Below are 22,210 nucleotides of genomic sequence, written 5' to 3' on the forward strand. Positions count from 1 at the left end.
GGCGAGCCTCGCGCCCAGCGCCGTCGGCAGGAACTCGATACTCATGAGGACCGCCGTGCGGTCATAATGGTCTGATGAGCAGGTCTAAGGATGTCCCGCTGGATCGGACCAAAACCGGCTCCGACTTCCTGCAGCTGCACCTCGGCGACGCGCCACCGGGCGGTTTGGCGGACTGGCTGGCGCAGCGGCTGCGCCTGGCCATCTCGGACGGCCGCCTGCCCGTCGGCGGCAAGCTGCCCGCGACCCGGGTGCTTGCCGAGGACCTGCGGGTTTCGCGAGGCGTGGTGGTCGAGGCGTATCAGCGCCTGATCGAAGACGGCCACGCCGACGGCCGCGGCCGGGCCGGGACCGTCGTCGTGGCCGCGCCCGCGTCGCCCCAGCCCCGAGAGCCCGCCGCCCGCCCGTCGAGCCCGTTCGCCGCCGCGCCTGATCGGGACATCTTCGACGCCATCCGCGCCGCGCCCGCCCGTATCGATCTCTCGCCGGGGGTGCCGGACCTGGCCGCCTTCCCTCGGGCGGCGTGGCTGCGCGCGGAGCGCGCGGTGCTGAACACGCTTTCGCCCGCCGACTTCGGGTACGGCGATCCGCGCGGCACCCCGGCCTTGCGCGCGGCCGTCGCGAACTGGGTGGCCCGCGGCCGGGGGATCAGCGTCGACCCGGGTGAGGTGATCGTCGTCGCCGGGGTCGCCCAGTCGCTCGCGCTGCTGGCGGCGGTGCTGCGGCAGCGCGGGATTTCCGAGGTCGCGGTGGAGGATCCGAGTTCACTGGGCGCCCGCCAGCACCTGAACCACCTCGGCCTGCGCACCCCGCCGATCCCGGTCGACGCCGGTGGCCTGCGCGTGGACGCCCTGCGCGAGAGCGGTGCTCCGGTCGTGCTGATGACGCCCGCGCATCAGTTCCCGAACGGCGTCGTGCTCGACGGAGAGCGGCGCCGCGAGCTGATGCGCTGGGACGGTTTGATCATCGAGGACGACTACGACGCCGAGCACCGTTACGATCGCCCGCCGGTGCCCGCGTTGCGCTCGATGCTCGCCGAAAGCGTTTGCTACACGGGAAGCGTGTCGAAACTCCTCGCTCCCGCGCTGCGCGTCGGCTGGCTGCTGGTGCCGTCCGAGTACCGCGAGGAGGTCGTGGCGGCCAAGCGCTGCGCCGATCTGGGCAATGCCGTGCTGCCGCAGCTGGTGCTCGCGCACCTGATGGAATCCGGCGAACTCGAGCGCCAGCTGCGATTCGTGCGGCGACGGCATCGGCAGCGGCGCGACGTGATGATCGAGGCGTTGCGGACGCATCTGCCCGAGGCGACCGTGCACGGCGCCGCCGCCGGGCTGCACCTGATGATCACATTCGACGGCGAGTCCGATGTGGACATCGCGGCCCGCGCGCTCGAAGAGGGCGTCAAGGTGCAGCCGTTGTCGTGGCACAGCCAGGTTTCCGGGCCGCCGGGGCTGGTGCTCGGGTATGCCGCGAGCACGCCGACTGAGATCGTGGAAGGTATCGAGCTTCTCAGCGGCGTCGTACGTTAGAAGCTCACGTCACCGTGGATGTCTCGTGCCTGCAGCAACTTGCCTTCGACATGCCCGAAGTTCTGGTTGAGCACATTATCGCTGTCTCCAGTTTGGCGGGCTGGTGCTTGCTCCATCACCGCCGCGGCGAAGTCGGTGTCAGCCTTCATAGCGATGTCCAGCCGTTCTGCCAGGACCTGCAAGCTCTCGGGCTTGTCCTGGTCGGCCGCTTCGAGCGCTGCCATTGCCTCGGGGTCCCTGGTGAACTTCTTCTTGACGAGTTCGTAGAGTCCTATGACGGTGCGAGCGGCGAGTGTTGCGGAAACCGAGATCAGGAAGGGGTCGGCCATGGTGGGAAGCTCCATTTCGCTAGTGGGGGAGACGTTCCATCGCATTGCGGATGGTGGTCTTGATGTCGGGAACATCGACTCCGAGTTGACGCAACCGATCGACTACTGCGGACAGCGTCCAGGAAAGTTTCAGGGCACATGTCACCAGATGATGCAGGGGGACATTTCTTTCGCTGGCCTTGCTGACAATTCCGGTATCCGTGTCGATGCCGAGCAGGATGCAGTCGGTCGGTAGGTCGCGCTCGGGCAGATCGTAGTGTGGGACGTCGAATTCCAGAAGGCTCAACTCTTTTGCCGCGACGTCCGGGGGTAACAAGAGTTCCCTCCAGGCGGCCACAAGATGTGTCGGGGTCACCGCTTCGTCTGGTGCCAACCAGGGGCGAGTGCCATCAAGGTCAACGCTGAGAAGCTTGACGTTGGTGTAGCTTATGCTATCGGGAACCGAATTTGGTGTTTGTCTGCCTAATGCAGTTAGGCGTTCGCAAACAGATTCTGTTGTCAAGTCGAGTCGGCGGGCCGCTTTGGCTATGTGTCCAAGTGGAACTACCGTGTTCGCGGCGAGCCAGGGTGGACGTCCGTCTAGTGTTGGGCTCAGTAGTCTGAGGTCGAGCGAGTCGGGATCGATGTCGGAGTCGTCAATGAATTGAAATCCGTAGCCGGTCAACTTGCGTTCAATCTCGCTCTCGGAGAGGTTGAGATCCGCGCTCAGGAGCTTCAGGGTCCAGCGTGAGACCCTTTCCTCCGTGGAGATCTTGAGTTCCCGACGATTGAGCAATTGCGTGTCTGCGGGGGTAGGTGTGCAGGTAATTTTCTCTGATATGGAAGTGTCGAAGCCGTAACGTGACATGCGTTGGAGCAGGTCGTCAAAACTTAAGCCAAGCTTGAAATGTGCGCTTACCATATGTCGGACAGGGATAGGATACTGTCGAGTCAGTGGCTGTTGACTCCTCTCCGCGTTCTCGTTGACCAGCGCTATCTCGGTGGAGTCTGGTGTGTATTTCTTCGAGAATACTTCCGCGTGCTGGCTTGAAACTCCCAGTTGGCGGGCGCGGCATGCGGTTTCATAAGGGCTGCGTCCACTGATTGCGGCGGTGTTTAGAATGTGACCGGGCGTGTCGAGTTTAGTGTCGAGCAGCCAATAGCCGTCGATCTGTTCTGGGCAGAGCAGTGTCAGATCAGAAGGAAGTGCGGGAAGTGTGGAGTAGACTTTGCTCAGGTCGCTTACTTCGTTTTTCAACAGCTTCCATGCTTGATTTGGTCGGTGTGCGACCACGCGCCATAGGAAAATGTGGTCTGGTGGAGAGCCGCCGGCCGGCTTCTCGAACCTCGGCCAAAGTTTTGACTTGTGTCTCACGTGTGACGCGAATTCTGTGTCGAAGTGAGCATCTTCGCTAAAATGCCCTGATTGCTGGGCGTTGGGCCATTGCTCGTGTTCCGGTTTTGCATTTTTGAGTATAGATTCGGTGATCAAGTCTGCCAGGCGGGGGCTATTGTGGCCGACTTTGGAAATCCAGTCGAAATCTGCTAAGGGTGGTTCTGTTTCGATCAGTTCGCGTGTTGCCGGAATCAGGAGTCTTTCGACGGTTGTTGATACGTCATCGAGGACCTCTGTTCGGTCGACGGACAGGCGTGGTGCACGACGGCCGGTGAGGTTCACGACGACACCGTTGAATTCACCAAAATCGGCGCTGGCAAAGATGCCGTGTTCGTGCGAAGGCTTTACTAGCAGGCCATCCACAAGCAGCGCTCCGCCGCGTTCGCACCACACTACCTGCCCGTCGATTGCAGGAATCAGCGTGCCGTGTGCATTGAGGCCACCTTTTTCCCAATGCTGACTTTCTCGAGAATGTAGTACGCCAGGCTCCCATTCGAGATGATCGTCTCCATGTCGTGCGGTGGTTGTGAAATCGGCGATTCCAAGTAGTCTATCCAAAACGCGCACGCATGACGGTGGTTTCGTCGTGTCTTGGAGGTACAGTCGAACCTGCGTGCCAGGCGTTCCGTGTTCGGCGATCTTCTTGATGTGGAATAGATGTCCGGGGCCGGAAATAGTCGCCTGGAGCTCCGGGCCGGGCGTGCCGCCCTCGGAGTCCATTCGACAGGTCGTCACAGTGATCTCGTCGGCGAGCATGAAATAGCTCAGCACGCCGATGCCGAAACGACTGTTCGGGTAGAACTCGATGGGTGGATCCACGCTATTCCAGTTCGCCTGCTCAAGCTGGAACTCGGTGAGGTCGGCAAAACGCATGCCTGCTTGTGCGAACACGCCAGTCAGTTCGGCATGGCCCATGCCGATTCCGTTGTCCGCGCATTCCAGATATGCTCGGCCGTGCTCGGTGTCCTGGTTGAACTCGATGTTTCCGATCCAACCACTTGCACGGCCGGTTTTGCGCTGGAGGTATTTGTCACGAGCTTCCCGGTAGCGGCACGCGTCGAGTGCGTTCTGGTACAGCTCGCGGATCGCGAGGTCGCGGTTATGGTAGAGTTGCTCGCCCATGAGCAGCTCGCGCACTCGTTGCTCGTCGAGGCGGAACTGGCTCCAGTTGTCGAACACCGGTTTGCCGTCGGCGCTTACGGCGGGTGCCACACCATCAGCTGATGCACGGGATGGCAGCGAGCGCAAAACGCCGAGCGCCGGAAGGTCTTCCGCTGCCCGTCGCACGGCGTGTAGCAAGGCGTCGATCCGGGTGGCATATTCGCGCAAAGCCACGACGATGGCTTCGTGATGACAGGTGGCGGCGAGTACTGGGCCGTCGGCGCGTTCCTCCCAGGTCGCCTGGGTGACGGACTCGTGTAACTGCCTGAGATTGACAGACGAGGGAATGCCGAGATGCCAGACAACGGTGTCTGACAAGTCGGTGATCTTGATAGCCGCTGCCTGCGCGATGCTTAATACCAGCGTCAGCAACGGTCCGCGGATGTATTCTTCGTCCGACGTCCCGCCGTCGACGGGTCTCTTCGTCTTCAGCTTGTACAGGCGGGTTTTGTCGCAGAGTGCGCTTGGCTCAAGGCGGAGGCCGACGAGGATTTCGCACAGTGAAGCCGGATCGAGTATCTGGCGCATGCGGTCGTCGTGAACGCCTGCTTCGGCGAGCAGATCGCCGATCATGTGAGGCTGCAGTAGCGCCATCCGTTTGGCGAGCCAGTGATGGAACAACCACCAGCCGATCTCGACGCGAGCACTGGTCCGGTCGGGTAGTTGCGGTAGTTCGGCGCGGCCGACTAGCCGGGGAAAACCGCTAACGAAGGCTTCGAACTCGGCCCGGCTTTCGCTGGGAGTCTTGTGCCCGGTCAGAGTTGTCGGCTCGACCGAACTTAAGCTGGCTGCGGTCGCGACCCACAGTGTGTGCTGCACGAGCGGAACGAGTGTGAGCAGTGCGGCCTCGGCTGCAGAGAGTCGGAGGTCTTTGGCCAGCCACTTCTTCAACGCCCAGCCCATGCGCTTGCTGACACGTTCGGCGAAAGTCCGGTCAATCCAGGGGTCGGCGCTGACCACGGCCTCGGCCGTATCGCGGATAGCGGCGAGCTTGGCTGCTATGGCGGCGGCGCTGCGCAGGGTTTCTGCGTACTCATCGTCAACGTGATGCCAGGCCTGGGACTTCTCGACGAGTTGTGCCCACGGATGGTCGATACTGCTTGAAACCTGTGGGTTTTGAACACCAAAGATATTTAGCGTGTGGATATGAGTGTCTCGGTGCTGGTTGACGTTGCCGCCCACGCTACTGCTGACCGAGTTGCTGGTGTTCCCCTCGCCGTTGCCGACCAAACCCGCCTCCATCGCCGAACCTGCTCACTCAGGTTGGACACTATCGGGTATATGTCGTTTGATCTTTCAACGGCGTTTCAGTCAGGCAGCATCGGCATCTCCAGGTCGTCGGGGCGGCCGAGCAACGTCGCGCGTGTGATCGCCGACGAGCCGTATCGATCGCGGACCTTGTCCAGCGCCGTGTCGAGCGCGATCGTCTCGTAGCCGTCGAACGGCAGCTCCAGCTGTATCGAGTTGTCCCTGGTCAGGTTGGACAGCGCGAGCCCGATCAAGGTCAGGCCTTGATCCTCGACGAGCGTCCTGGCGTCGGCGAGCAGCTCGCGGCCGGCGGCGAGGATGACCTCGGTGTGCTCGGTCGGCTCCGGCAGGGTGCGCGAGCGGGTCGCGCGGGAGAAGTCGGCGAAACGCAGGCGCAGCGTCACCGTGCGGCAGACGCGGTGCGCCGCGCGCAGGCGCCTGGCGAGGCGGTCGGCGATCGCGCTGAGGATGCTGTCGAGCTCCTCGGGCGATCTCCGGCGCCTGCCGAGCGCGCGCTGCGAACCCATCGAGCGGCGACGGCGGCCGACCTGCACGGAACGCGGGTCGTGGTTGTGCGCCAGCGCGAACAGGTGATGCCCCGTGCCCGCGCCGAGCATCGAGACGAGCACGGCCTCGCTCAGCGCGGCGACCTGGCCGACGGTCGTGATCCCGCGCTCGCGCAGCTTGCCGGAGGTGACCTTGCCGACGCCCCAGAGGCGTTCGACCGGCAGCGGATGCAGGAACGCGAGTTCGCCGTCGTGCGGCACGACCAGCAGGCCGTCCGGCTTGGCGACGCCGCTGGCCACCTTGGCGAGGAACTTGGTCCGCGCAACCCCGACCGTGATCGGCAGCCCGACCTGCTCCGCGACGTCACGCCGCAGCCGCGCGGCGATCTGGCTCGGCGTGCCCGAGATCCGCAGCAGGCCGCCGACGTCGAGGAACGCCTCGTCGATCGACAGGCCTTCGACCAGCGGAGTGGTGTTGTGGAAGACCTTGAACACGGCCTTGCTCGCCTCGGAGTAGGCCTTCATCCTCGGCGGCACGACGATCGCGTGCGGGCACAGATGCCTGGCCTGCCGCCCGCCCATCGCCGTGCGCACACCGAACGCCTTCGCCTCGTAGCTTGCCGCGAGCACCACCCCGCCGCCGACGATCACCGGCCGTCCGCGCAGCGCGGCGTCGTCCCGCTGCTCGACCGACGCGTAGAACGAGTCGAGGTCGGCGTGCAGAATCGGACCCTCGAACATGTGTTCGAATATAGCAGAGGATAGGTTCGGTGCATGGGGATTCCTGTTGTGTTGCTGCACGCGTTGGGAAGTACGGCCGCGACCTGGAACGGCTTCGCGGCCAGGTTCGACGGGACCCGCCGTGTGCTGGCCGTCGACCTGCCGGGACACGGCGACGGCGCGCGGCCGGAGCGGTACTCGCTGGACCTGATGGCCGACGAAGTGCTCGCCTTCCTTGACACGCAAGGGATTTCGCGAGTGGACTTGGTCGGCCACTCGATGGGCGGGCGGGTGGCCGTGCTCATCGCCCAGCGCGAGCCCGCGCTGGTGCGGCGGCTCGTCATCGAGGACACGCCACCGCCGCCGGACCTGCCCAAGGAACCACTGGCCCCGGTGACCGAGCCCGCCGAGCCGCTGCCGTTCGACTGGCGCCTGATCGAGCCGATCATGACCGAGCTGCGCAGCCCCGACCCCGGCTGGTGGGCGCGGCTGGGCGCGATCACCGCGCGGACGCTCCTGGTCAGCGGCGGCCCGACGAGTCACGTGCCGGTCGACGCGCTCGCCCGCGTGAGCCGGGCCATCGCCGACTGCGAGCTGGTGGTCATCGAGGATGCCGGGCACCGCGTGCACAGCACCAAGCCCGACGAGTTCTGGAAGGTCGCCGGCCCGTTCCTGGAGGGGTCGTGAGTGTTTAGGCCAGTTAGAACCGGCCGGAGCACTCACGACCCCTGACCAGCCTTTTCACGCCTGCTTGAAACTCTGGCGATGACAGCGATTTGCCAGCGCGATGACAACCACCCTCACCACGCTTCGTCCAGATTGCCCATGCTTCGGCGTATCTGGGGGTTCTGGTGCGAAGACGACTTTCCTTGCTGCTGGGGGCGGCGCTGGCCGTCGGCCTGCTGACCGCGCCGGGCGCGGCCGCCGCGCCCGCGCCGCCACAACCGGCGATCACCGAGCACGCGACCACCGCGGGCGCCGCGGCGGCGGCCCGCGCCTCGGGCAAACAGGTCGAGGCGCTGGATCAGCGGACGGAGACCACGCAGGTCTTCGCCGAGCCCGACGGCACGATGAAGATGGAACAGGCGCTGAGCCCGGTCCGGGCTCGCAAGGGCAGCGGCTGGGCCGACATCGACACCAAGCTCGTGCGCCAGGCGGGTGCCGTCGCGCCTGGCGCCACCTCCGTCCCGGTCGAGTTCTCCGGTGGTGGCAAGGCGCCGGTCGTCCGGTTCGGCGCGCCGGGTAAGCGCTTCAGCCTGAGCTGGCCGAAGGAACTGCCCGCGCCCGTGCTCGATCAGGAAACCGCCATCTATCCCGAGGTCTTCCCCGGGGTGGACCTGAAGTTCGTGGCGAAGCGCGACGGCTTCTCGCATTCGCTGATCGTGAAAACGCCTGAGGCGGCCAAGAACCCCGAGCTGGCGACCGTCCGATTCGGACTGGAGACCGAAGGCCTCTCCCTACGCGTGGAGAAGACCGGCGCGGTCACCGCGATCGACGACAAGGGCGCCACCGTCTTCCAGGCGCCGACGCCGCAGATGTGGGACTCGTCGGGCAAGCGCGAGCGCGCCGTGGTCAAGACCGAGGTCGCGGGCGGCAAGCTGCTGCTGACCCCCGACCAGGCCATGCTGGCCGATCCGGCGACCGTGTTCCCGGTGGAGATCGACCCGGACTGGACACCCGGCGTGGCCGCGTTCGCGTTGACCTACGCGGTGCCCGCCGCCTACCGGGGCCTCAACTACTGGAACGGCGACGGCGACAACATCGCCAAGGTCGGCTTCAGCGACTACGACAGCCCCAAGGTGCACGTCCGGTCGTACTTCCAATGGAACATCAGGGATCTGCACTACAAGGACGTGCTGAGCGCGTCGGCGAGCTTCCTCGAATCCTGGTCACCCTCGTGCGACAAGAGATGGGTCGAGATCTACCGCACGACCCAGATCGACGGCGGGACGTCGTGGAACAACGGGCCCACCTGGCTGGGCCATCAGGACAGCAAGGAAGTGGCGCACGGGCACGATTCGAAATGCCCGCAGGACTGGGTCGGGTTCAACGTCAGCGGCGGCGTGGCGGCCGCGGTCGCGGAGCGCAAGGACACGGTGACCTTCATGCTGCGCCCGCCCGGCAGGACGGAAGAAGAGGAACGCGCGGATTCCCGCGCGTGGAAGAAGTTCAAGCCATGGGACACCAAGCTGACCGTCACCTATAACGATCACCCGTACGAAGCGTACGGCCTGTACTCCGAGCCCAAGCACCAATGCGCGAAGACCGACGACGCGGCGTCGTTCATCAGCACGCCGAATCCGATTCTCGCCGCCTCCGCCAGCGACATCAACGGCGACCGGGTGCAGGCGGAGTTCCAGTGGCGTGAGCGCGGCGATCCCGACCGCCCCTGGCAGAAGAACCTGTTGCCGCAGCAGGACTCGACCAGTGAGTTCCGCATGCGGCTCGACGACAAGGGCTTCGTCAACGGCAAGAAGTACGAGTGGCGGGTCGCCGTGATGGACAGGTGGGGCGCGTGGGCGTACAGCTTCGGCGGGCCGTGCAACATCACCCTCGACACCACCGCGCCGGACAAACCGCCGCTGGTCTCATCCACGCACTATCCCGAGCGGGGCACCGGTCCGGACGGCGGCGCGCCGGGGCAGACCGGCGAGTTCACGTTCGACGCCAACGGGGTCGCCGACGTGGCCGGGTTCCGGTACCGGCTGTCCGGTTCGGACTTCCGCACGGTGCCCGCGACCGGCGGCAAGGCGACTGCCCTGATCACCCCGCTGACCGAGGATCCGCACACGCTGGAGGTCACCTCGGTCGATGCCGCCGGGAACATGGGCAGCGAGGCCAACACCAAGAAGTACGAGTTCCGGGTGGGCGTGCCGACCCCGCCGCTGGCTCATTGGCGTCTCGACGGCCACAGTGAGTCCCGTGAGGTGCTCGACGTCCGCGGCGCGCACAACGGGACCTTGCCGGAGGGCGTCGCGGCGTGGACCGCGGGACGGGTCGGCAAGGGACTGAGAACCGGTGGCAACGGCGGTTTCCCCGTCGGCACCACCCCCGCGGTGTGGACCCCGGCAGGTTTCTCCATCAGTGCCTGGGTCCGCCTCGACAACGATCCCGGGCTCGGCTACCACACCGCGGTCAGCCAGGACGGGAAGAAGAACAGCGGCTTCGCGCTCGGCTACAACGGTCACGCACGGGCGTGGAGCTTCTTCATGGCGACCCGTGACGGCCAGAGCCAGAGCGGCGAGTGGCCGAACCTGGACTACGCGTTCGCACCGGCGAAGTTCGGCGTCTGGACCCATCTGACCGGTGTCTACAACCCGTCCGAGCAACGGATCATCTTGTACGTCAACGGGATCGAAGCCGCGACGACCCCGCATCAGGCCCAGTGGTCCGCCGACGGGCCGCCGAGGATCGGCGGCGGCCAGTGGGACGGCGCTCTCGGTGACACCTGGACGGGAAGCGTCGACGAGGTCAGGGCGTACGGCCGGTCGCTGACGGATCTGCAGGTGGCTGGCGCGACCGAGATCGACAAGCTGGCTGGCCAGCCAGCGGTGCCGGAGTCGGTGGTGACGTTCGACGAAGGAACCGGCACCACGAGCACGGAACTCGCCGGTTCCTTCCGGCAGGCCACACTGGCGAACGGCGCGAGCTGGGGTCCCGGCCGCAATGGCACGCAGGGCCTGGTCATCGCGGACACCGGCATCGCCACGATCGACGGCTCCGTCGTGCCGTCCGACAGCAGCTACACGGTGAGCGCGTGGGCGTTGCCGAAGGCGCTGGACACGAGATTCCAGACCGTCGTGAGCGTGAACACCACCGCGCCCGGTATCGCTGTCCAGCTCATTTACGACGGCACGCGGGGAAAGTGGGTGTTCCGGGTCGCCAAGGCGGGCGGAAACGGATGGTACGAGGCGGTTCCGGACAGCGCGCCGCATACGGGATGGACTCATCTGGCCGGTGTGTTCGACGCCGCTTCTCCCGCGTTGCGCCTCTACGCCGACGGCGTCCAGATCGGTGAAGCGCGGCTGCCGGACAAACCGTTCGAAGCCATCCAGCCGCTGGGGCCGACGTTGAGTATCGGCGCGGGCGGCGGACCCGGGGGAGGGCCCCAATTCCGCGGGACCATCGACGAGGTTCGCGTTCACCGGGGCGTGCGCACCGAGGACGAGATCAGCGACGAATACCGCTATCCGCTGCCGAACCGGGCGCCGGGACGCATGCTCAAGCGGTACGTCAACACGGACACCGAGTTCTACACCATCAACCGGCCGGAGTCGACGCTGCCGAGGGACTACCGGCTCCAGGCCCCGCTGGGCCAGCTCGTGCCCGTCGGCACGCCCGACACCCGCTTGCTGTACTCGTGCTACTTCGAGAAGGACACGTTCACCTCGGTCATGGACACCTGCGAGGGCCAGCGCCTGCTCGGGGTGCTCGGTGCGGTCTACGTGAACCCGCCCGCCGGGCAACCGACCTTGCCGCTGTACCGGTGCCTGTTGAAGACGGCCAAGACCGGCGAGCACTTCGAGTCGACGGATCCCGGATGTGAGGGGCACACCAAGGAAGGGCTGCTCGGCTACACGCTGGCCTACGCGGAGCTGTTCCGGTTCATCCGCACGGAGGGCGGCGGCGTGGAGGATCACGCCAGTGAGGTCTCCAACGTGCCACCGGGCTACTCGCGTGAAGGCTCGTTCGGCCGCCTGTCGCTGGCCTCGCAGGCGGGCACTGTCCCGCTGCGACTGTGCAAAGACGGCGCCGACACCTTCAGCTCGACCGACGCGAATTGCGAGGGCAAGACGCAGCTCAAGGTCTCCGGCTGGATTTGGACCGAGCCGCCAGCCGGGATGGAGAACAAGCCGCTCTACGGCTGCGCCACGAACAACCGGAACGAGCGGTTCGATTCCGTGGATGAGGCGTGCGAGGGGCAGCGGCTCATCGGCCGCCTCGGGTACGTCGCGACCATGCCGAGTCTCACCGCCGCCGTCCGCGCCCGGTAATACCCGCCATTCCCCGAAAAAGAGGTGGAGTATGCGAAGAAGACAAAGCTGGACCAGACCCCGAGGAATCACCGCCGTGCTGGTCGCGGCACTCGCCGGCGCGGTCGTGACCGCGCCGGCGAGTGCCGCGCCGGTGCGGCCGCCTGGCGACCCCGCGCCGCTCAGCACGGCCACCCCGGTGGCGGGCAAGAAGCCGCCGTTCGAGCCGATGGGCGAGGACCCGCTGGCGAACCGGGTGATCAAGGGCGCCGCGAAGGTCACCTGGCCCGCCAAGGCCGAAGGCGAGGTCACGGTGACCGAGCAGCCGCAACGGGCGGGGGAGACCCCGGTCTGGATCAGCGGCGCCGCGGCCAAGGCTGCGGGCAAGGCCGCGCCCGGCAAGGTCAAGGTCGAGGTGCTCGACCGGGAGGCGACCGCGGCCGCCGGCGTGTCCGGGGTGCTGACCAAGCTGAGCAGTGCCGACGGCGCCAAGGCGGCCGCCGGGCCGACCACCGTCGAGGTGGACTATTCGGAGTTCCGGTACGCCTACGGCGGTGACTGGGCGTCCCGGCTGCGGCTGGTGAGCCTGCCCGCCTGCGCACTGTCCACACCGGACCGTGCCGAGTGCCGGACCCGGACCGTGCTGCCGACCGGCAACGACCTGGCCGCGGGGAAGGCCAGCTCCTCGGTGCCCGTCGCCGCCGAAGGTTCGGTGGTCGCGCTGGACACCGGCGCGGGCGGTGTGGCGGGTGACTACGCGGCCTCCACGCTTTCGGAATCCTCGAACTGGCAGGTCGGCCTGCAGTCGGGCACGTTCGCCTGGTCGCATCCGTTCAAGATGCCGCCGACGCCGGGCGAGCTGAAGCCGAACCTGGTGCTGAGCTACAACTCCGGCACGGTCGACGGCCGCACCGCGGCGGCGAACAACCAGGCCACCGCGGCCGGTGAGGGCTTCGAGCTGAGCCCAGGCGCGGTCGTCTGGAAGTTCCGGACCTGCGCCGACGACGGCGCCAAGGACAGCTACGACCAGTGCTGGGCGGGCGACCACGCCTCGATCTCGTTCAACGGCACCGCGACCGACCTGGTCAAGGACGCCGCCGGCTGGCACGCCAAGAACGACGAGGGGTCGAAGGTCGAGTACCTGTCCGGCAAGAACAACGGCGACCGCGACGGCAACCACTGGCGAGTGACCACTGTGGACGGAACCCAGTACTACTTCGGTTCCGAGCCCGCAGCGGCCTCCACCTGGAACGCCCCGGTGTACGGCAACAACGACGGCGAACCGTGCTACGTGCCGAACGACTTCGCCGCCTCCTCCTGCGACCAGGCCTGGAAGTGGATGCTGGACCGGGTGGTCGACCGGAACAAGAACGAGGTCAAGTACTTCTACACCAAGGAAACCAACGCCTACAACAAGAACGGCAAGACCAAGGCCGAGTACACCAGGGGCGGTGCGCTGCTGCGCGCCGAGTTCGGCACCCGTGAAGGCGTCGCGGGCGGGGCGACCGGCATCGTCGACGTCGAATCGGCCGACCGGTGCACCCGCAACGTCGACTGCACCAAGAAGGACGTCCCGTGGGACCAGTTCTGCGACTCGGCGACCTGCTCGAAGGTCTCGCCGACGTTCTGGTCGACGAAGCGGCTCAAGAAGCTCACCACCAAGACGCTCGTCGACGGCCAGTACGCCGGCGTGGACACGTGGGACTTCGAGCACAGCTACGTCGATCCCGGTGACGGCACCGACGCGACGCTGAAGCTGGACAAGCTGACCCACACCGGACTGGTCGGCGGCACCACGCCGGAGCCCCCGGTCGTCTTCGGGTACACCATGGAGGCGAACCGGGTGAACACCTCGCTCGCCTATCCGAAGCTGAACAAGCCGCGGATCAACGTGGTGCACAACGAAACCGGCGGCTCGGTCAACGTCAACTGGTACGAGTCCGACTGTGACGCCACCGTGAACGCCTGGGCGAACGACAAGCGCTGCTTCCCGCAGTACTGGCAGCCCGACCAGGCGCCGGGCCGGATCGACTGGTTCAACAAGTACGTGGTCAAGGAGGTGCTCAAGCGCGACCGCGTCGGCGGCTCGCTCGCCGAGCTGACCAAGTACGCCTACGGACCCGGCGCGTGGCGCTACGACGACGACCCGCTGACGCTGGAGCGCAACCGGACGTGGTCGCAGTGGCGCGGCTTCGACAAGGTCGTCGTGCAGCACGGCAACACCGCGGCAGAGCCCGGTGTCAAGGTTTCCGAGCAGGAGCACCGCTACTTCCGTGGCATGCAGGGCGGCCGTGACAACGACAAGGGCGGGATCAGGACCGCCAAGGTCAAGGACTCCAAGGGGGTCGAGCGCGACGACCTCGACGGGCTGGAGGGCTTCGAGCTGGAAAGCGTCGTCCACAATGGAGTGAACGGTCCCGAGGTCTCGGCCACGCTCAACCTGCCGAAGGTCTGGACCACCGGCACGCAGGACAAGGCGGTCGCGCACCGGGTCCGGACCGAGAAGACGCTGACCCGCACCACGGTCGAGGACGGTGCCCCTCGCAACACCGAGCTCACCAACACCTACGACGACAACACCGGGCTGCTGACCCAGGTCAACGATCTCGGCGACCTCGCCGACACCCAGGACGACCGGTGCACCACGACCGCGTACGCCAGGAACACGGACGGCTCGGCGACGAACCTCCCGAGCAGCCAGACCCTGACCGGCGTGGCCTGTGGCGCGGCGGCCAAGTACCCCGACGACGCGCTCGGCGTGACCGAGACCTATTACGACGGACAGGGACTCGGCGTCGCCACGGCGGGCAACGCCACCAAGGTGCGGAAGGTCAAGTCGTTCGACTTCGCCGGGAAGGCCACCGACTGGCTCACCGAGTCGGAGACCGCGTACGACGGCTACGGCCGCATCACGAGTGAGACCGACGCGCTCAAGCGGACGACCGGCACGGCCTTCACCCCGGCGGCCGGGGTGCCCACCACGATGGTGGTCACCAACCCGGCGGGCGGGACCACCACGACCACCTTCGAGCAGGCCCTCAACCAGCCCAAGACGGTGGTCGACCTCAACGGCAAGCGCACCGACCTGGCCTACGACCCGCTCGGCAGGCTCGCCGAGGTCTGGCGGCCCGGCCGGTCCAAAGTGGACGGCGAGGCGGGGAACCAGCGGTTCTCCTACTTCCTGCGCAACGACGGCACGAGCGCGGTCGTCACGGACACGTTGACCTCGCGGCTGAACTACGTGTCCGGGTTCGTGCTCTACGACGGCTTCCTGCGGCCGAGGCAGACCCAGGAGTACCCATGGGTCAACGGCAGCACGTCGACCACGAAGGTCGTCACGGACACCAAGTACGACACCCGCGGCCTCGCGGTGGTCAACAACGGCAAGTACCTGGCCACCGGTCAGCCCGGCCGTGACCTGTTCGTCTCGAGCGCGGGCGACGCCGACGTGCCCACGCAGACCATCACCGAGTTCGACGCGGTCGAGCGGCCGACGGCCACGGTCGTGCGCAGCCAGGGCCAGGAGAAGTGGCGCTCGACGACCACCTACAAGGGCGACCGCACGGTGGCCGTGCCGCCAGCCGGTGGCACCACCACGACCTCCTTCACGGACGCGCGCGGCCTGGTCACCAAGCAGGCACAGCACACGACCGCGCTGGCGACCAGCGCCAGTGAGGACACGTCGTACACCTACACGAAGTCCGGCGAGCCGAAGACGATGACGGACGCCGCGGGCAACAAGTGGGAGTACAAGTACGACAAGCTCGGCAGGCAGACCGAGGTCAAGGACCCCGACAAGGGCACGACCACGCTGGAGTACGACGACGGCGGACAGCTCGCGGTCCGTACCGACGCCCGGAACAAGAAGGTCGTGTACGGCTATGACCTGCTCGGCAGGCGCACGGAGACCAAGATGGGCACCGAAAAGGACGCCCCGGTGCTGGCGAAGTGGGACTACGACACCTTCAAGGACGGCCGGACGGCCAAGGGACACCTCGTGTCGTCCAGCCGCTTCGTCGGCGCGAAGGAGTACAAGGTCGAAGTCACCGGTTATGACGCGGCCTATCACCCGACCGGCACGAAGGTGACCATTCCGGACACCGGTGACGGACTGCAGGGCACGTATCAGTCCAGCGCCGTCTACAACGTCGCCGGTGGTCTGGACCAAGAGACCGCGCCGGCGCTCGACGGTGGGCTCGGCGCGGAGACACTGCAGTACCGGTACGACAACTGGGGCAAGCCGAGCACGCTGAAGGGTGTCGGCACCGCGACGTATGCCGGGTTCACCCGATACACCGAGTTCGGCGAGCCCGAGCTGCTGCGGCTGGGCGACGTGAACAACGAGACCTGGGAGCGGCACGACTACGACCGGGCCACCCGGCGCGTGTCCAGGGTGACCATGGAGCATCGCAAGGAGTGGAACGTTCAGTCCGACGTCAACTTCGGGTACGACCCGGCGGGCAACGTCACCAAGGTCGACACCAAGACCTTGGGCGAGACGCAGGACGTGCAGTGCTTCAGCTACGACCACGTCAAGCGCATGACCAACGCGTGGACCTCCACGGCGCAGTGCGCGGGAGCGGCGGGCAGCAGCCTCGGCGGGCTCGCTCCGTACTGGAACAAGTACGAGTACGACGCCGCGGGCAACCGGAAGAAGGAGACCAAGTACGGCTCCAACGGCCAGGTCAAGTCCGAGCGGGTGTCGGAGTATCCGGCGCCGGGGCAGCCGAGGCCGCACGCGGCCACCAAGGTGACCACCACCGGTGAAGGCGCGGGTGTCGGCGGCTACGACTACACCGAAACCGGCGCTACCCGCGTCAGGCCGAAGCCGGACGGTGTGCCGCAGACCATGGACTGGGACCTCGAGGACCGGCTGGTCTCGGCGACCGACGCGGGCGGCACGACGTCGTACGTCTACGACGCCGACGGCACGCGGCTGATCACCAAGGACGACAAGGGCGCGACGCTCTACCTGGCCAGTGGCGAGGTGCGTGTCGACAAGGCGACCGGAGCGAAGACCGGGACCCGGTTCTACAGGCACAACGGGCAGACGATCGGTATGCGGACCGCCGCGGGCGGGCTGACCTGGCTGTTCCAGGACCGCAACGGCACCGACACGGCGGCGGTCAAGGCGAGCGACCTCGCGGTGTCGTACAACCGCGTCGACCCGTTCGGCCAGTACCGGCAGCCGAAGCCGGCGACCTGGCCCGCCACCCGCGGTTTCGTCGGCGGCCAGCCGGACGCCAAAAGTGGGCTGACCAGGCTGGGTGAGCGGGACTACGACCCCGCGACCGGGAAGTTCGTCTCGGCCGACCCGGTGCTGGACCCGTCCCAGCCCCAGCAGTTCAACGCCTACGCCTACGCGGGCGACTCGCCGGTCACCATGTCCGACCCGAGCGGTCTGATCATGTGCCCGGACAACGATTGCCGCAACGGCCTGCCGGACGGCAGGTACGCGCCGGACCACCGGAAGTCCGACCAGGAGGTGGCGAAGGAGATCTACTTCGGCCAGCCGCCGCCCGGCAGCCAGCGGAAAACGATCAAGACCAGCGCGAAGGCGCCCGGCAAGGGCATCATCGTCGCCAGGGCCTTCATCGCCAAGGAAGATGCCCTGTTCGGCTATCTGTTCGGCGACAACCGTGACTTCTCCGAGGATCCGACCGCCCGCTTCCGGATGGCGGTGGCGTGGGACACCGATACCGGTGAGGTCTCCTACACGGTCACCGCGAGCACGATCCAGGGCAAGACCGCGGGCGAGTACTACTGCCATATGTGTGGTGGAAAGGTCTCCTTGCCGGAACGACCGTCCGTGGTCGTTCCGGCGAAGGAACTCGGGTGCGCGACCTGCCTCAACCAGATCTCGATCTACGAGGCGGAGCAACGTGATGACGGTGCGGAGCTGTTCCTCGCTTTCCAAGGCGTGAACAGCGTTTCGTCCCCGTTTTTCCCGACACAGCAGACCCTCGCGATCAGGCTTCAGGGTGACAACGCCGACATCGCCTTGGTCGGCCACGCTTACCCGGATGTCGAGGTGCTCCAGTACCGGCAGGGCGAAGCGCCACGGAACCTGCTCAGGAGCCCCGTGGGGCCGGCGGGTGACATCTCCGTGACGCCGGGCGTGCCGTTCAACAGGCGGATAGAAACCTCGCACAACGGCCAGCGGACGTCCAGGTCGTTCTACTAAGTGGTCGTGAGTGGTACGGCCGGTTCTAACCGGCCGTACCACTCACGACAGGAATTCGCGCAGGGCGACCGCGAATTCCTTCGGGTTCCGCTGGGGCGCCAGGTGCGCACCGGGTGACTCGACGAAAGGCAGCCCAAGCTCCAGCGCCAGCACCTTCGCGGGCTGGTAGTGATACCGGCCGCGGCTCCCCGAGCCCGCGGTCGGCACGATGTCGACGCCGGATTTGCGCAGTGCGCGCAAATCCGGCAGATAGTCGAAGAACTCCGTGATCTCGCGGTCGAACAGGAACTGCCATTCCTTCTCGTTGGGCAGCCGGACCGCGCGCAGGTCGGGCAGTGCCGCGCCCGCGATGCCGCTGACGAACCGCGTGAACGCGGCCATCAGGTCACCCGAACGGGCCAGCCGGACCTGCTGGGCGACGTCCTCGAGCCAGGCCTGGGCGTCCGGCATGAGCTGCACGGCGGGCGGTTCGTGGGCGACCAGCGTCGACACCGCCGCCGGGTAGCGGGAGACGAGGTCGAGGCCGATCAGCGCGCCCGCGCTGCTGGCGAACACGCTCACCGGGCCGAGCGAAAGGTGCTCGAGGATCGCGAAGACGTCGTCGGCGTGACGGGTGACCGGGATCGGCCCCGAAGTGTGGTCTGAGCTGTGGAAATGGCCTCGGCGGTCATAGCTGACGATGGTGAAGCCGTCGAGGTGCTTCGCCAGCGTCCGGTAGGCGTCGGCGGCGCCGAGCCCGCCCGCGATCAGCAGGAGCGGGGGACCGTCGCCGGTGACACTCACATGCAGCTCACCGTCCGCCACCGGGATCATGAATCAAGTCAACCACAGGGTTTTCCGGCCAAACGAGCGAGGATCCGCTCCGCGTCGGCGACGATCCCCCCGACCAGCGCGGCCACGGTCGGCAGGTCGTCGAGCAGGCCCGCGACCTGGCCGGACGCGAGCACGCCTGCCCGGGTGTCGCCGTCGACGAGGCCCGCGCGCAGGAGCATCGGGGTGTTGGCCGCCATGATCACCTGCGACCACGTGCGCTCCCGCCGCAGCGCGATGCCCTCGCGCACCAGCGCGGGCCACGACACGCCGGTCAGCTTGCGGAACCGGATCGCGTTGCGCACCGCGCGCAGGGTGCCGGTGCGTGACGACTCCAGCGCGTCGACCAGCTCGGTCCGCAGCACCCGGTGCGGCATGCCGTCGACCTTGCGGGTCACGACCGTGCCGGTGAGGTCGCGCCGCAGGTACTCCTGCTTGACCGCGTCCGGGACCGTGCTCTCCTGGGTCAGCAGGAACCGGGTGCCCATGGCGACCCCGGCCGCGCCGTAGGCCAGCGCCGCCGCGAGACCTCGGCCGTCGAAGAAACCGCCCGCGGCGATCACCGGGATGTCGACCGCGTCCAAGACCGAGGGCAGCAGCAAGGTCGTCGCCACGCCGCCGGTGTGGCCGCCGCCCTCGCCGCCTTGCACGATCACCGCGTCGGCGCCCCAGGAGGCGACCTTCGCCGCGTGCTTGGCGGCGCCGATCGACGGGATCACCACGATCCCGTGCTCCTTCAGCCGGGCGATCATCTCCGGGCGCGGGGCCAGCGCGAACGACGCGACGCGGACCTCTTCCGAGATCAGGAGGTCGATGCGGCGCTCGGCGTCGTGGGCGTCCGCGCGCAGGTTGACGCCGAACGGCCGGTCGGTGCGGCCGCGGACCTCCTTGACCGCGGCGGCCAGCTCGTCGAACGTCATCGTCGCCGAGGCCAGGATGCCGAGGCCGCCGGCTTCGGCCGTCGCGGTGACCAGGCGTGGCCCGGCGACCCAGCCCATGCCGGTCTGGACGACCGGGTGCTCGATGCCGACGAGCGAGGTCAACGCCGTCTTCACGACGGGACTTCCTTGTCCCGCAACGACTTCGGGTCGAGCGAGTCGATCAGCTTCAGTTCCTCGTCGGTGGGCGTCCGAGTCTCGGTGACGTTCGAAACGTCCAGTTCGAACGATGTCGCCGCGACCACGACCTCGACCGATACCCCGGGATGGACCGAGAGCAGGCGCGGCGCGTGCTCGGTTCCGCCGAAGTCGATCACGCCGAGGTTGGTGACTACCCGGTAGACGTCGTGAAACTGTTGCCCCGCACCACGTTCGTACCCGACGCCCGAGACGACGTCGACCTGGTCGACGAAGACCCGCGTGCTGTGGCGCGGCACCCAGTAGCTCGTGCGGTGGTTGACCGTGTTCCCCGGCCCGCCGCGCACGCCGAGCAGCTGCCGCGTCGGCCGCGCGTGCGCGCCGATGGCGGAGATGTTCTGGTTGCCGTGCCGGTCGATCTGGTTCGCGCCCATCACCACATGCCGTTTTCCGCGGGGCACCACGGTGTCGAGCACCTTGCGGAACGGCTGCCAGCCTTCGAGTGTCCCGTCGGCGTCGAGCAGGTACGCCTCACCGTCGGACAGCAGCAGGTCCGGCTCGAAGGTCAGCCGCGCCAGCCGGGCGCCGAGCGCGGGGATGTAGCCCATCGGGCTCGCGACGATCTCGCCGTCGCCCCGGAACAGGTCGGCGCACGCGGCGACGGCCACATCGGCGCGGATCACGCTGCCTCCTCGAACTTGGCGACTTCGGCCTGGTAACCGGCCTCGTCACGGGACAGGTACCGGTCCACGAACCCCGGCCACGCGTCGAGATCCTTGGCGCAGTCGACGTAATGCCGCTGGAACCGCTCGTCGCGCCCGTAGTCGGGCGCGGCGGTGGTGAAGTGCGCGCCACGCGGTGATTCCGCCACGCCGTGGACGAAACCCCGGTTCAGCAACAGGCTCTGCACCGGCGCGGTGCGCGTCAGCTCCGCGGTCTCGACCACCTTCTCGACCGAAACGAACACGCGATCGGCGGCGAGCGCGTACAGCTCGTCGAAGTACGGATCCGGCCCGAGATACTGCACGTTGCCCCGCGCGTCGGCCCGGTTGAGGTGGAGCAACGCCGCGTCCAGCCGCAGCGCGGGCACGGCCAGCAGCTCTTCGCCGTCTTCGTACGGCGAGTGGATCGTCCGCAGCGAGCGGTTGAACGTCAGCACGTCCGACCCGAGACCGGCGCGGGTCGGCAGGAACGGAAGCCGTTGCGCCGCAGCGGAAAGACCGGTCCCGAGCACGCCTTCGTCGTACTCGGTCACCTCGATCTGCCCCGCTTCGCGGACCCGGCTGAACCACGGGTCGTACGGGATCGAGTCGAGTGTGACGAACCCGAAGACCAGCCGCCGGATCTTGCCGGCGGACACCAGCAGCCCGACGTCCGGCCCGCCATAGGAAACGACGGTCAGGTCCTTGAGCGGCGACCGCAGAATGGCCCGTACCAAGGACATCGGCTTGCGCCGCGAGCCCCAGCCGCCGATCCCGATCGTCATCCCGTCCGAGAGTTCGCCGACCATCTCGTCGACGGTCATCCGCTTGTCCATCACTTGCCGTCCAAGAAGTCCTGGCGCGCGGCGTCGGAGACGCCCGCGAGGTTGAGCTCGAAGGTGAAGCCCTGCTCGAAGCGGTAACTGCGGTGTACCGGCTGCACGTCGATGCCGTTGATCGCCTGTTTCGCCGCCCTGATCACCCGCGTGTCCTTCGCGGCGATCTGCCTCGCGACGCCCAGCGCGGTTTCGTCGAGGTCGGCACGCGGCACGACCGCGTAGACCGAGCCGTGGTGGTGCAGCTGATGGGCGTCGATCGTGCCCGCCGTGTAGTACAGCGCGCGCATCAGATGCTGCGGCACCAGCCGGGCGAGATGCGTGGCCGCGCCGAGCGCGCCTCTGTCCACTTCGGGCAGTGCGAACGTGGCGTCTTCGCTGGCCACCACCACATCCGCGTTGCCGACCAGCCCGATCCCACCGCCGAGGCAGAAGCCGTGCACCGCGGCGATCACCGGCACCGCGCAGTCGTAGACCGCGGCGAACGCGGCCGCGCAGCCCTGGTTCGCGCCGATCAGCGCGCCGTAGCCGGGGTCGGCCTGTATCTCCTTGATGTCGACGCCCGCGTTGAAGCCCCGGCCTTCCGCGCGCAGCACGACGACGTGCGTCGCGGGGTCCTCACCCGCCTTGCGGACGGCTTCGGCCAGGTCGAACCAGCCGCGGACGGTGAGGGCGTTGACCGGGGGAGCGTCGACCGTGACCACGGTGATCCCCGGCTCGGGCTGCTCGCTGTTGACCGGCATAAGCATCCTCACGGGTTACCAAACC

At 67.2% G+C, this 22,210-nt stretch carries 12 protein-coding genes; 4 read left to right on the plus strand and 8 right to left on the minus strand.

What is annotated here, in order from left to right:
- The first annotated feature begins 74 nt into the window (after nt 1-74).
- Nucleotides 75-1,523 carry a MocR-like pyridoxine biosynthesis transcription factor PdxR gene (pdxR, locus tag BLV57_RS23325; RefSeq protein WP_091292132.1) on the plus strand — a complete coding sequence of 483 codons (1,449 nt, stop codon included), beginning with the start codon at nt 75-77 and terminating at the stop codon, nt 1,521-1,523.
- Here pdxR and BLV57_RS23330 read toward each other — a convergent pair.
- The 3 genes from BLV57_RS23330 to dinB form a co-directional block, all read right to left on the minus strand.
- Entirely contained in the window at nt 1,520-1,852 is a 333-nt protein-coding gene (locus BLV57_RS23330) for a hypothetical protein (RefSeq protein ID WP_091293133.1), read from the minus strand. The genes pdxR and BLV57_RS23330 overlap by 4 nt on opposite strands.
- 19 nt (nt 1,853-1,871) lie before the next feature.
- Nucleotides 1,872-5,630: a wHTH domain-containing protein gene (locus BLV57_RS42935; protein WP_143047129.1), complete on the minus strand. Its 3,759-nt coding sequence runs from the start codon at nt 5,628-5,630 to the stop codon at nt 1,872-1,874.
- A 65-nt stretch (nt 5,631-5,695) separates the two neighbouring features.
- Nucleotides 5,696-6,883 carry a DNA polymerase IV gene (gene dinB / locus BLV57_RS23345; protein WP_091292138.1) on the minus strand — a complete coding sequence of 396 codons (1,188 nt, stop codon included), beginning with the start codon at nt 6,881-6,883 and terminating at the stop codon, nt 5,696-5,698.
- A 33-nt stretch (nt 6,884-6,916) separates the two neighbouring features.
- Between dinB and BLV57_RS23350 the strand changes: the two genes are divergently transcribed.
- From BLV57_RS23350 to BLV57_RS23360, 3 genes are all read left to right on the plus strand, one after another.
- A complete protein-coding gene (locus BLV57_RS23350) occupies nt 6,917-7,549 on the plus strand; it encodes an alpha/beta fold hydrolase (RefSeq protein ID WP_091292140.1) in 633 nt (210 codons plus the stop codon).
- Nucleotides 7,550-7,713: 164 nt separating this feature from the next.
- Nucleotides 7,714-11,856: a LamG-like jellyroll fold domain-containing protein gene (locus BLV57_RS23355; protein ID WP_143047130.1), complete on the plus strand. Its 4,143-nt coding sequence runs from the start codon at nt 7,714-7,716 to the stop codon at nt 11,854-11,856.
- Nucleotides 11,857-11,887: 31 nt separating this feature from the next.
- Nucleotides 11,888-18,019, plus strand: a complete 6,132-nt coding sequence (locus tag BLV57_RS23360) for an RHS repeat domain-containing protein (protein WP_143047131.1) — start codon at nt 11,888-11,890, stop codon at nt 18,017-18,019.
- Nucleotides 18,020-18,061: 42 nt separating this feature from the next.
- Here the strand turns inward: BLV57_RS23360 and BLV57_RS23365 are convergent, their stop codons facing one another.
- The 5 genes from BLV57_RS23365 to BLV57_RS23385 are packed head-to-tail and all read right to left on the minus strand — an operon-like array spanning nt 18,062 to nt 22,185.
- Nucleotides 18,062-18,832 carry an alpha/beta fold hydrolase gene (locus tag BLV57_RS23365; protein ID WP_176968770.1) on the minus strand — a complete coding sequence of 257 codons (771 nt, stop codon included), beginning with the start codon at nt 18,830-18,832 and terminating at the stop codon, nt 18,062-18,064.
- An 8-nt stretch (nt 18,833-18,840) separates the two neighbouring features.
- Nucleotides 18,841-19,884, minus strand: coding sequence for an NAD(P)H-dependent flavin oxidoreductase (locus tag BLV57_RS23370; protein ID WP_091292146.1), 1,044 nt, complete (start codon nt 19,882-19,884; stop codon nt 18,841-18,843).
- Nucleotides 19,881-20,588: a CoA-transferase subunit beta gene (locus BLV57_RS23375; RefSeq protein WP_091292148.1), complete on the minus strand. Its 708-nt coding sequence runs from the start codon at nt 20,586-20,588 to the stop codon at nt 19,881-19,883. Before BLV57_RS23375 ends, BLV57_RS23370 begins: the two co-directional genes overlap by 4 nt.
- A complete protein-coding gene (locus BLV57_RS23380) occupies nt 20,585-21,445 on the minus strand; it encodes a CoA transferase subunit A (protein ID WP_091292149.1) in 861 nt (286 codons plus the stop codon). Before BLV57_RS23380 ends, BLV57_RS23375 begins: the two co-directional genes overlap by 4 nt.
- Complete coding sequence (locus BLV57_RS23385) at nt 21,442-22,185, minus strand: enoyl-CoA hydratase family protein (RefSeq protein ID WP_091292151.1); 744 nt, start codon at nt 22,183-22,185, stop codon at nt 21,442-21,444. The genes BLV57_RS23380 and BLV57_RS23385 overlap by 4 nt, the downstream gene beginning before the upstream one ends.
- Between the last annotated feature and the right edge of the window lie 25 nt (nt 22,186-22,210).

Origin of the sequence: Amycolatopsis xylanica, from assembly GCF_900107045.1 — a bacterium.
Lineage (GTDB): Bacteria > Actinomycetota > Actinomycetes > Mycobacteriales > Pseudonocardiaceae > Amycolatopsis > Amycolatopsis xylanica.